The sequence below is a fragment of the Micromonospora sp. NPDC051296 genome, assembly GCF_040682255.1.
GTDB classification, from domain to species: Bacteria; Actinomycetota; Actinomycetes; order Mycobacteriales; family Micromonosporaceae; genus Micromonospora; species Micromonospora craterilacus.
Genome location: NZ_JBFBAO010000250.1, coordinates 1 through 10632 on the forward strand (window position 1 = coordinate 1; position 10632 = coordinate 10632).

At 71.0% G+C, this 10632-nt stretch carries 10 protein-coding genes and 1 pseudogene; 3 read left to right on the forward strand and 8 right to left on the reverse strand.

Annotated elements, in window-relative coordinates; genetic code table 11:
• The 6 genes and pseudogenes from AB0M52_RS23395 to AB0M52_RS23420 all read right to left on the reverse strand — a co-directional run.
• Nucleotides 1-769, reverse strand: a pseudogene (locus AB0M52_RS23395) (hypothetical protein); the annotation flags it as partial.
• Nucleotides 766-1803 (reverse strand): glycosyltransferase family 2 protein, encoded by a 1038-nt coding sequence (locus AB0M52_RS23400; RefSeq protein WP_363957333.1) that lies wholly within the window; start codon nucleotides 1801-1803, stop codon nucleotides 766-768. The pseudogene AB0M52_RS23395 and the gene AB0M52_RS23400, both read right to left, overlap by 4 nt.
• The gene (locus tag AB0M52_RS23405) at nucleotides 1800-2813 is read right to left on the reverse strand and encodes a glycosyltransferase (RefSeq protein WP_363957336.1); all 1014 of its coding nucleotides are present in this window, start codon (nucleotides 2811-2813) and stop codon (nucleotides 1800-1802) included. Before AB0M52_RS23405 ends, AB0M52_RS23400 begins: the two co-directional genes overlap by 4 nt.
• Complete coding sequence (locus tag AB0M52_RS23410; protein WP_363957339.1) at nucleotides 2810-3778, reverse strand: UbiA prenyltransferase family protein; 969 nt, start codon at nucleotides 3776-3778, stop codon at nucleotides 2810-2812. Before AB0M52_RS23410 ends, AB0M52_RS23405 begins: the two co-directional genes overlap by 4 nt.
• Nucleotides 3779-3785: 7 nt before the next feature.
• Nucleotides 3786-4805: an NAD-dependent epimerase/dehydratase family protein gene (locus tag AB0M52_RS23415; RefSeq protein ID WP_363957342.1), complete on the reverse strand. Its 1020-nt coding sequence runs from the start codon at nucleotides 4803-4805 to the stop codon at nucleotides 3786-3788.
• Nucleotides 4799-6109 carry an aspartate aminotransferase family protein gene (locus tag AB0M52_RS23420; RefSeq protein ID WP_363957360.1) on the reverse strand — a complete coding sequence of 437 codons (1311 nt, stop codon included), beginning with the start codon at nucleotides 6107-6109 and terminating at the stop codon, nucleotides 4799-4801. The genes AB0M52_RS23415 and AB0M52_RS23420 overlap by 7 nt, the downstream gene beginning before the upstream one ends.
• Before the next feature lie 278 nt (nucleotides 6110-6387).
• Between AB0M52_RS23420 and AB0M52_RS23425 the strand changes: the two genes are divergently transcribed.
• The 3 genes from AB0M52_RS23425 (at nucleotide 6388) to AB0M52_RS23435 (ending at nucleotide 9090) form a co-directional block, all read left to right on the forward strand.
• Nucleotides 6388-7389 (forward strand): glycosyltransferase family 2 protein, encoded by a 1002-nt coding sequence (locus tag AB0M52_RS23425; RefSeq protein ID WP_363957345.1) that lies wholly within the window; start codon nucleotides 6388-6390, stop codon nucleotides 7387-7389.
• Nucleotides 7386-8102: a polysaccharide deacetylase family protein gene (locus AB0M52_RS23430; protein WP_363957348.1), complete on the forward strand. Its 717-nt coding sequence runs from the start codon at nucleotides 7386-7388 to the stop codon at nucleotides 8100-8102. Before AB0M52_RS23425 ends, AB0M52_RS23430 begins: the two co-directional genes overlap by 4 nt.
• A 181-nt stretch (nucleotides 8103-8283) precedes the next feature.
• Nucleotides 8284-9090, forward strand: a complete 807-nt coding sequence (locus AB0M52_RS23435; protein WP_363957351.1) for an AfsR/SARP family transcriptional regulator — start codon at nucleotides 8284-8286, stop codon at nucleotides 9088-9090.
• Nucleotides 9091-9097: 7 nt separating this feature from the next.
• Here the strand turns inward: AB0M52_RS23435 and AB0M52_RS23440 are convergent, their stop codons facing one another.
• Entirely contained in the window at nucleotides 9098-9712 is a 615-nt protein-coding gene (locus AB0M52_RS23440) for a class I SAM-dependent methyltransferase (RefSeq protein WP_363957354.1), read from the reverse strand.
• Between the two features lie 73 nt (nucleotides 9713-9785).
• Nucleotides 9786-10632, reverse strand: an 847-nt coding sequence (locus AB0M52_RS23445) for a lysylphosphatidylglycerol synthase domain-containing protein (RefSeq protein WP_363957357.1), incomplete at its 5' end; no start/stop codon positions are given.

The window sequence follows — 10632 nt, forward strand, 5'->3', positions numbered from 1 at the left end:
GCCCCCGGGCGGTGAGCAGCCGGAGGAAGTGCCGGCCGGTACGCGCGGCGGTCCGCAGCTCGGTGATCCGGGTGGCCGGACCGGCTTCGACCACGTCCAGGTCGGTACGCAGGGTCTTGTAGCGCCACTCGTCGCCGGCCTCGGCGACCGTCGGCGGCAGGCCGACCGGCTCCATCGGCACCTGACGCAGCACCGGCACGCGGGAGAGGGTGACCAGCTCGCCGACGACCACCACCTGGTACCCGGGAAACTCGGCGCGCAGCCGGTCGAGAGTCGCCTCCGTCGGCCGACCCCGTTCGTACCAGTACTCCTGCAACAGGTAGACGTCGGCGTCGGCGTCCCGCAGGACCCGGTACAGCGCCTCGGTCTCGCCCCCCTCGTCCCAGTAGCCGGTGTTCCAGGAGAACACGCGCAAGGCGTCGACCGGGGGCGCGCCGTCCCCGCCCTGCCACCAACGGATATTCATGCCGCTCAGTCCCGCGCCGAGCAGCAGCCCGGCGGCGGCGAGCAGCGCCACGGTGCGGCGCCGCCGGCTCACCGCCGCGCCGACGCCCAGCGCCAGGGGAACGAGGAGGAAGGCCAGCGGTGGCACGGTGTCCACCGCCAGCCAGAGCCACCAGCGCCCGCTGAGCACCAGGTGCGCGGCGGTGAACGCGAGCCAGAGCGCCGCGACGCCGACCAGGACCGCCGCCGGCCAGCGCCGCCGTGCCGGGCGGGCGGGCGGCGTCTGGTCGGCGGCAGTGCCGGCCGTCGGGGCGGCTGTCGTCACGCCGATTTCCACTGGCGGTTGCCGTCGATCGGGAACGAGGCGTCGTACAGCTGCCGGAAGGGCCGGGACAGCAGCCACTGCGCCGTGCCGGTCGCCACCCCGGCCGTGATCGTCACGTTGACCAGGAAGTGCAGGCCGGCGAAGCCGAACAGGAACAGCAGCCCGTGGCGACGCAGGACGAAGCGGTACATCCCGGCGTCACAGGCCAGTGAGGCGGCGAGCAACGTGGCCGGCAGGACCGCCGCCCCGGGCCCCAACAGGAACGGCACCGCCAGCGCCGGCAGGCTGAGGAAGGCGGCGAGACTGCCCCAGGCACGGGAGGCGGTCTCGAAGCCCTTGCCGAATCGCCGGGCCCGCGCGTACAGGGGAATTCGCAGCCGTCCCCGGTGGAACAGTTTGCGCAGCAGCCCGCGCAGCTCGTGGTCGTGGTCGTGACGCCCGCGTACCTCGGAGGTGAGCAGCATCCGGTGCCGCCGGCTCAGCCGGTAGCCGTAGTCGACCTCCTCGGTCTGGCGCAGGGCCGGGTTGAACGGCCCGATCTCGTCGTACACGGCCCGCCGGATCACGCACACGGCCGGGAAGAGGAACGAGATGTCACCTTCGGAGCTGATCGACCAGTAGTGGTATTGGAGGCCACGGTATCGGGAGACCAGCGTGTCGTGGAGCAGCGGCTCGGCGTCCTGGATGCCGCAGACCGCGCCGACGGCGGGGGCCGCTTGGAGGATCCGCACCGCGTTGGCGATCGCGTCCGGTGCCAGTGCCAGGTCGGAGTCGACGTAGCAGATCAGCTCGCCGTGGGTGTGTGCGGCGCCGACGTTGCGGGCGGTGCCGCAGCCGCCGTTCGCCCCGGTGCTGACCACCCGGACTCCGAGGGCGCCGGCCACCGCGACGGACTGGTCCGTGCTGCAGTCGTCGACCATCAGCAGCTCGATGTTCGGGTAGGTCTGGTCGAGGATGGACCGCAGGCAGAGATCCAGGGACTCGGCGTAGTTGTAGTTGGGCACGATCACCGAGACCAGCGGAAGCGCGTTCATCGGGTCGCGACCTCCGGACGGTCGTAGAGCCGGCGGAAGCGGCGAGAGCCGAGCCAGGCGACCACGCCGGAGGCCGCGGCGACCGCGATGACCAGGTTCAGGAAGAAGTGCATCGCGATGAAGTAGACCAGAAACAGCCAGCCGCGTTCGGCCCGAACGAACCGGTACATCGGAAGGTCACCGGCGACGAAGGCGGCGAGCGCGGCCTGCGGCACCAGCAGGTAGGCCGGGCCGAGCAGCACCGGCAGCACGAGGGTGAGCACGGCCAGCGGGGCGGCGATGCTGACCCAGGCGCGCGGGCCGCTGCGGAGCCCGCCCGGAAACTCCGGCTTGCGGGCGTACATCGGGATGTGTAGCGCCGTGCGGGTGAACACCTTGCGGACCAGGACCCCGAGTTCGTGGTCGTGGTCGTGCACGCCGCGCACCTTCGGGGAGAGCAGGATCTCGTAGCGCTGCGCCAGCCGCATGCCGTAGTCGGCGTTCTCGGTCTCCCGCAGCCGGGGGTTGAAGGGCCCGATCTCGTGGAAGACCCGGGCCGGGATGGCCAGCAGCGCGGTGTAGAGCGTCATGATCCGGCCCTCGTCGGCGATCAGCCAGTAGGACTGCTGGAGGCAGCGGTACTCCTCCAGCAGGCTGTCCCGGATCAGCGGCACCGGGTCGTAGTTCCCGCAGACCGCCCCGATCGACGGGTCGGCGGTGAGCAGGTCGACCGCGTTGGCGACCGCGTCGGGGTGGGCCGCGACGTCGGAGTCGACGAAGAAGAGGATCTCGCCCTCGGCGACCGCCGCGCCGAGGTTGCGGGCCGCGGCGGGGCCGCTGTTGCTCGGCGTACGCACGACCCGCGCCCCGTGGGCCTCGGCGACCGCGACCGAGTCGTCGGTGCTGCAGTCGTCCACCACGATGATCTCCAGCCGCGGATACGTCTGCGCCCGCAGCGAGTCGAGGCAGAGGTGCAGCGCGCGGGCATAGTTGTAGTTCGGCACGATGACCGACACCAGGGAATGGTTCACTTGTCCGTCCAGGTCAGCAGGTGTGGATAACGGGCGTTGATCTGTGCCACGGCCAGGATGACCCCGACCAGGACGGCGCACCCGACGATCGTCCGGTCGCGCAGCAGGATCCGGATCGGGTCGCCGCCGATGCGCAGCACCAGCACCGCCTGGAGGTACCGGAACGCGGCCAGCAGCCCCAGCGGTACGACGAGCGCCAGGACGATCGGCGGGTAGGCGTCGATCGGCGCGTCGATGTGCAGGTACAGCAGGAAGGTGGTGCCGGCCAGGGAGGTGGTGAGGCCGAGCAGGTGGTCGGCGAGCAGCAGGTTGTAGCCGTGCAGGGCGGGTCGGTGCGGGGCGCCCAGGGCCGCCAGTTCGTGCCGGCGTTTGCCGAGGATGAGCACCAGGCAGCCGCTGAACACGGCGGTCAGCAGCAGGCTGGAGGGCACCGTGTCGGTGGCGGCGTAGCCCTGTAGAACGCGCAGGACGAAGCCGGCGGAGACCACGCAGACGTCCAGCAGCGGCAGGTGCTTGAGCCACCTGCTGTAGGCGGTGCTCAGGGCCAGGTAGGCGATCAGTGGCCACCAGGTCATCGCCGGTCCGCCGACGGTGAGCGCGACCAGCAGGGCGGCGAGCAGGACCGCGTACCCCCAGGCCACCGGGACCGGGACGTGTCCGGCGGCGATCGGCCGGTGCCGCTTGTCCGGGTGTGCCCGGTCCAGGTGACGGTCGCCGATGTCGTTGACGACATAGATCACCGATGACGCGAGCGTGAACGCGGCCGCCGCCCAGACGCACCGCCACAGGGTCGTCGCGGTCCAGACCGGGGTGTCCACCAGGGCGAGCGGGACGGCCAGGAGGTTCTTGACGACATGGCCCGGCCGGGCGAGGACGAGGAGGTGGCGTGGCAGCAGGGGCAGACGCGCGACGCGTTTGGGGGCGACCGGGGCGACCGGCTCCACCACGGTCTCGGCAGCGGTCATCGGGGCCTCAGAAGAAGATCTTCGCGGCGGCCAGGACGCCCTGCCGCCAGGGATCACGGCTGGTCCGACCGTCGCGGGCCGGCTGGTCGTGGTGTCGCTCGGCCCGCCACCACTCGTAGGTACGCAGGATGGCGTCCTGGTTGGACAGCTTCGGGTGGAAGCCCAACCGGTGCCGGGCCTTGTCGATGCTGACGTACGAGTCGGCCATCAGCTTGTGCAGCAGTCGCCCGTAGACGGGTGAGAGGCGGCTGCGTTCCAGCAGGCTGAGTGCGGCGAGTGCCGGCCGGGCGGGCAGCGAGACCACCCGTCGGCCGTGGCCGGCGGCGTCCAGGACCGCCTGGAAGTCCTCCCGGAGGGTGCCGAAGCGGTCGGCGGCGAGGTTGTACGTGTCGTTGGCGACGTCGTCGTCGGCCTGCAGGACGGTGACCACCGCGTCCACGAGGTCGTCCACGGCGAACATCTGGATCCGGACGTCGCCGCGCCCGAGGACGGGAAAGTTGCGGCCCTGCTCGGCCCACTCGAAGAGCATGGCGAACAGGCCCATCCGCCCGGGGCCGAGGAAGGTCTTGGGGCGCAGCACCGCCACCGGCAGGCCGGCGGCCCGGTGCCGTTCGGCGATCTCCTCGGCGGCGGCCTTGGCCGCGCTATAGGTGTCGACCGGCGCGCGCGGGTGCTCCTCAGGGGTGGGCACCTGCTTCGGCAGCCCGTAGACGGCGGTCGAGGAGACGTGCAGGACTCGCGCCACCCCGGCCCGTCGTGCGGCGTCGAACACGCTGCGCGTCCCGTCGACGATGATCGACCGGATCTGGTCGGCCGGGTAGCTGGGTAGCGCCGCCGCGCAGTGGATCACGACGCTGGCGCCGGCGAAGGCCCGGTCCAGCAGGCCGGGGTCGCGGATGTCCCCGACGTGGGTGACCGTGGTCTCGGCGCGCAGGTCGACGCCGCGGACCTGGTGGCCGTCGGCGGTGAGGCGTTCGGCGAGCCGGGAGCCGAGCATGCCGGCGGCGCCGGTGATGGCGATCACCACAGTGACCCGACCTTCTGCGTGACGAACCGGGTCACCAGCCGGGTCAGTCCCTGGCCGAGCACCTTGTCGAGAGCGTCGACGGCGCGTTGCGCGTCGGCCGGGTCGGTGACCAGGGACGGACCGATGATCAGCGGGTTGAGGCCGTTGAGCGTGTAGTAGGTGAAGATGTCGTGGTCCCGGTAGAGCGCGTTGATGACGGCGCAGGTCACCAGCTTCGCCTTGAACCGGGGGTCGCGGGCCATGCCCGCCGGGGCGAGGCGGGCCACCAGGTCGAGGATCTTTGGTCCGCCGTCGATGTGCACGCCCCAGAGCGCCCCGGCACCCGCCACCCGGCCGACCGCCTCCGGGTGTTCCTTGGCCAGCCGGTTGAGTGCGGGTTCGAGGACGCGCTCCAGCTCGCGCGCCCGCGCCGGGTAGTCGTCCTCCACCACGATGTTGATCGCCTCGATGGCGGTGACGCACTCCTCGCCCATGCCGTAGTAGGTGGTGCTGGTGCTCTGCAGCAGCGCGTCGGTGAGGTTGTCGTACGCCCTGCGGAACACCGGCTTGCGGGCGACGAAGGCCGATATGGACGACTTGCCGCCGCCGAAGGATTTGCTCGTGGTGAGCACGTCCGGTATCAGATCGGGGTAGCGCATGAAGTAGAAGAGGCTGCCCGTCTTGCCCCAGCCGGTGTAGATCTCGTCGAAGATGAGCACGATGTCGTGCCGGTCGCACAGTTCGCGTACGCCACGAAGGAAATCTTCGTCGCACCACTGAATGGTGGAGGCGCTGAACGGTTCGACGATGAGGGCATAGACGTCGCCGGCGTGCTGCGCGATAGCCGACCGCACGGAATCCAGATCCCCATACGTGAATGGGACGATTCCCGGAATTGTCGGAAAGTTGAAGTGCGGCTGTCCGGTGAGTCCGCCGGAACCGAGCAACTTTCCGTGGAAACCACAGTCCGCGCGCAGGATGGTCCCGCGTCGACCGCCGTGGTACTTGTACGCGAGCTTCACGGCGCCCTCCACCGCCTCGGCACCGGAGTTGGGGAGGAACGACATGGAGAGGTCGCCGGGCAGCAGCTGCGCCAGGTTGTGGCCGAGCGCCGCAAGATAGGGCGAAAAGTACGTCTTGTGCACTTCCATCCGCCGGCGCTCGGCGAACCGCTGCCGGGCCGCCACGATCCGTGGGTGGTTGTGGCCGTGGTTGAGCACCCCCACCCCGCCGGTGAGGTCGAGGACGCGCCGGCCGTCACGCAAGGTCAGGTAGGCCCCCTCGGCGCTCTCCACCAATTCCCGGCCGAACCCGAACGACGTCATCAGATTGACCTGGCTCGCGTTCACGTACTGCCGATAGAGGTCGTGCACCTCACGAACGGTGAACCGCTCGCATTCCTCGACACTGACGAGATTGGGCATGTCGCGACGCTATCTATTGCCCCGCGATCTTTCCTGAACCGCCGCTGGATGCAACCTTGACTACGCAAGGCAACCCTTGCGGGGCGGGGTTGCCGCTCGATAACTTGGTCGAGGCGCAACACAATTGCCGCCGGTCAATTCCTCCGCACATTATCCACCACCCCTTTGAGGTGCTCGTCATGCCGCCGACGGTGTCGGTCATCGTTCCCACCCACAACAGCGCGAAGACCCTGGGTGCGTGCCTTGAGGCGATCCACCGGCAACGACACCCGGTGACCGAGGTCATCGTCGTCGACGACGCCAGCACCGACGACACCCGCGCGATCGCCCAGCGGTTCCCGTGCCGACTGCTGGTCACCGACCAGAACGCCGGGCCCGCCGCCGCCCGCAACCGCGGCATCCTGGCCAGCACCGGCGAGCTGCTCTTCTTCCTCGACTCCGACTGCGCACCGGAACCGGACGCTCTGGGCAACGCCCTCGCCATCCTCCGCGACCAGCCGGACGTCGCCTGCGTACACGGCATCTACGCGCTCGAACCACTGATCGACGACGGCCCCGTCGAGGCGTACCGGCTGCTGCACGGGCACTACTGGCGGCTGCGCAACGTCGGGCGGGTACGCACCACCCTCTTCGCGATCTGCCTCATCCGGCGTGAGGTCTTCACCTCGGTCGGCCTCTTCGACGAGAAGCTGCGCGCCTCCGAGGACGTGGAACTCGGCGACCGGATGGGCGACCGGTACGGCATCGTCCTGACCGACACGGTGGTCTGCCGGCACGACGACGACAGCCGGCTCGGCGCACTGCTCCGCAAACAGTTCCGCCGCTCGCAGCTGCTGATTCCGGTGGCCCTGGCCGAACGGGGGCCGGCCGGCATCCGCGCCAACACCGCGGCGGGCCTGCTCACCGCGACGATGGTGCCGGCAGCCCTGCCGTCGGCACTGTTCACCGGTGGCTGGCCGGTGCTGTCCCTGTCGTTCTTCGTGCTGTTCATGGCCGCCGAACCCGGGCTGCTGCGGTTCGTCCTGCGTCAGCGCGGGCCCGCGTTCACACCCTTCTTCTTCGCCGTGCATCTGCTGGTCCAACTCGCCGTCGTCACCGGCGCCGTCGTGGGCGGGTTGCGTCATCTCGCCGACCGCGATTTCGGACCGACCCGGGCGACCGCTGCGAAGACGTCCCGATGAGCGGCCGTCGGGGACCCGTCACCCGGCTCTGCTGGCAGCTGCACGCACAGGTGCTGCACTATCTGCTCTTCGCCTACCGTGGCCGGCAGTTGCTGCGCCGCCGTCCCACGCTCGGCAACGCACACTGGCCGGCCTTCGGCGTGGTCGGCGAGGAGGTCGCGCTCACCGTCGACGACGGCCCGCACCCGAGATGGACGCCTCCCCTGCTCGACCTGCTCGACCGGCACGGCGTGCGGGCCACGTTCTTCCTCGTCGGTGACCGGGTACGGGAATACCCGGACCTGGCCCGTCAGGTGCTGGCCGCCGGTCATCTGATCGGGAACCACTCGATGTCGCACCCGCAGCCGTTCGCCGCGCTCACCCGGCCCGAGATCCGGGCGGAGATCGCGCACGCCCAGCGGGAGATCGAGGACGCCACCGCGGTCACGCCGCGACTGTTCCGCGCGCCCGGCGGCAACTGGTCACCGGCAGTCCTGCGGACCACCGCCGACCTCGGCCTCGCCCCGGTCGACTGGACGGTGAACCCCAGCGACTGGCGCAGTCCGGGTGTCGCCCGGATCGTCCGGACACTGTCGCGCACCCGGCCCGGGCAGATCATGCTCTGCCACGACGGCGGCGGTGACCGGTCGCAGACCATCGCGGCCCTGGCCGAGGTGCTCCCGAGGCTGACCGACCGCGGGCTTCGCTTCGTCACCGTCCCGGATCAGCGGTAGCGGACGTGGCAGCCGCGAAGGCAGTCCCGAGCGGGAAGCCACCGACCACACGTCAACCCGTCGATCCACCGGCCGTACCGGCCCGCCCACGACGCCGTGGGTCTCCGGTGCCCGGACAGAGCCATCGAGAAGTGCCGAGCCGGGCCGTGACACCCCGGCTGAGCTGGGTGGGAGACACCTGATGTCGCACGATGAACTGTCCATACTGCTCCTGGGGCCGGTGCGGGCCCGCCGGGGAGACACCCTGCTGTATCTGGGCACCCCCCGGCAACGGGAGGTCCTCGCGGTACTGGCGATGCGGAGCGGCATGGTGATGTCCGTCGCCCAGATCGTCGAGGCGATCTGGGTCGGCCGGCGCCCCGACTCGGTGGAGAACATGGTGCACACCTACATCGGCCGACTGCGGCGGGCGCTCGAACCGCCGGGCCATCGACCGGCCCTGGCCCGGGTGCTCCGCTCCACCCGACCGGGCTACACCCTCGACATCCCGGCCGACGCGGTGGACACCATCCGCTTCGAGCAGGACGTGCGCAGCGCCCGCGCCGCCCGCTCCCAGGCGGACCTGCCCCGGTCGCTCTACCTTTTCCAGCGGGGCCTCGCCCGTTGGTCCGGTCGGGCGCTGCACGAGGCCACCGGCCCGCTGGCCGAGGCCGAACGGATCCGACTGGCCGAGCTGCGCCAGGACGTGCTGGAAGAGGTGACCGGCGTCCGGCTCCTGCTCGGTGACATCGAGAACGTCGTCGCCGAACTGCGTTGGATGCTGGCCGAGCACCCGATGCGGGAACGGCTGTGGGAGCTGCTGCTCATCGCGCTCGGGCAGACCTCCCGGCGGGCGGAGGCGCTCACCGCCTTCCAGGACGCCCGGACCACCCTGGCCGACCGGCTCGGGGTGGAACCGGGACACCGGCTCCAGGATCTGCATCGCCGGCTGCTGCGCAGCGAGCCGGTGACCGTGTGGCCGTGGTGGGAGCGGCGCGTCCCCGTCTGAGCGACGGTCAGGACTCCGCGACCGCGGCGGGGGTGAGGACGAAGAAGGCATCGGGCGCGCCGTCGCCCGCGTCCGGCGGCAGCCAGGTGGTGACGTCGAGCCCGCAGTCCCGGATCACCTCCACGAACTGCCGGGACCGCTGCACGTCGTAGATCTGCACGAGAATCCTGCCCCGCGAGGTGAGCAGCCCCGGCAACCGGCGCAGCAGGTCGGCCGCCTCCGCCACGGAGAGGTAGTAGATGACCTCGCGTAGCAGGACGGCGTCGTACCGGTCCGGTGGGACGTACGCCCGGATGTCGGCCACCGCGTACGACGCGTCCGCTCGGTTGAGCGAGCGGGCCGTCTCGATCGCCCGTCGGCTGATGTCCACGCCGTGGTAGTGCCGGTACCGGCCGCGAGGAAACGAGAGGTTGGCGCTGGTGCCGCAGCCAAGGTCGAGGATCGTCGGGTGCGGCGCCCACGTCTCGATCAGTGACAGCGGCCCGGCGCCGTCGCCCGCCTCGTCGAGGTAGCCCCAGAGACCCAGCGCGTACTGGGTGTCCCAGAGCGCCGCGTTCAGCCGTGGGCTGCGCCGCACCAGTGCCCGGACCGGTGCACCGATCCGCCCTGCGATCATCCTCATTTTCCACACGATGTCACCGACCCTTCTCCGCCGACGTCCAATCCGGCAGCTGGAAACGCTCGCGGTGCCCCGGTCAGCCGACCGGTGTCGGCCGCTCGACCGGACTCTGCTGCGCCCCGGCGTCGACGTGCCGGCCGAGCCGGAGCCGACGCCGGTGCATGTACTGGGCCAGCAGCAGCCCTCCCCCACCGACGGCCACCTCGCTGAGCGCGCAGACCAGCCGACTGATCAGCACCACCGGTGTGGCCACGGCCACCGGCAGCACGGTGGCCAGCCCGAGCATCAACACCGCCTCGCGTACCCCCAGTCCGTCCGGGGCGACCACCACGGCCAGGCCGGCGACGGTGGCGGCGGCGAACCCCGCCACGCAGATCAGGTACGACCGTACGGGCGGTGCGCCGGCGGCCACCGCGAGCAGCCACAGGTGATGCCCGGAGACGAACCAGGACAGTGACTGCGCGGCGACGGCCCGACGCAGGCCGGACGGGGAGGCGACGACCTGCGGTGGCGGGCGGCGCAGCAGCCGGGCCGCCACGGCGAGCCCACGGTTGAGCAGATCCGGGCGGACCACGAGCACGACCAGCGGGACCGTGGCGAGCAGCAGCCACCAGGTGGCGCCCGACAGCAGCGCCGGCCCGGCCGCCAGCGCGACCGTCATCCCGGTCATCGCCACCACCGCCCAGCTCAGCAGGAACACCCCGGCCAGCCGGACCGGCCCCACCTCGATCTCCTTGCCCATCCGCAGCAGCACCGGCAGGGCGACGAAGCGGCCGGGGACGAACTTGGCCAGGAACCCCACGAAGAACAGCCGGTACGCGGTCCACCGGTCGACCGGCGCCCCGAGGTCGACGAAGAGCGCCCGCCAGGAGGCCAGCCCGAGCAGCAACCCGACGGCGTTGACGAGCAGGGCGGCGACCAAG

What these genes read in the sequence shown, in the direction of transcription:
- AB0M52_RS23400 (WP_363957333.1), bottom strand. Translation starts at nt 1,803, where the DNA reads ATGAACGCGCTTCCGCTGGTCTCGGTGATCGTGCCCAACTACAACTAC.
- AB0M52_RS23410 (WP_363957339.1), bottom strand. Translation starts at nt 3,778, where the DNA reads ATGACCGCTGCCGAGACCGTGGTGGAGCCGGTCGCCCCGGTCGCCCCC.
- AB0M52_RS23420 (WP_363957360.1), bottom strand. Translation starts at nt 6,109, where the DNA reads ATGACGTCGTTCGGGTTCGGCCGGGAATTGGTGGAGAGCGCCGAGGGG.
- AB0M52_RS23425 (WP_363957345.1), top strand. Translation starts at nt 6,388, where the DNA reads ATGCCGCCGACGGTGTCGGTCATCGTTCCCACCCACAACAGCGCGAAG.
- AB0M52_RS23430 (WP_363957348.1), top strand. Translation starts at nt 7,386, where the DNA reads ATGAGCGGCCGTCGGGGACCCGTCACCCGGCTCTGCTGGCAGCTGCAC.
- AB0M52_RS23435 (WP_363957351.1), top strand. Translation starts at nt 8,284, where the DNA reads ATGTCGCACGATGAACTGTCCATACTGCTCCTGGGGCCGGTGCGGGCC.
- AB0M52_RS23440 (WP_363957354.1), bottom strand. Translation starts at nt 9,712, where the DNA reads ATGAGGATGATCGCAGGGCGGATCGGTGCACCGGTCCGGGCACTGGTG.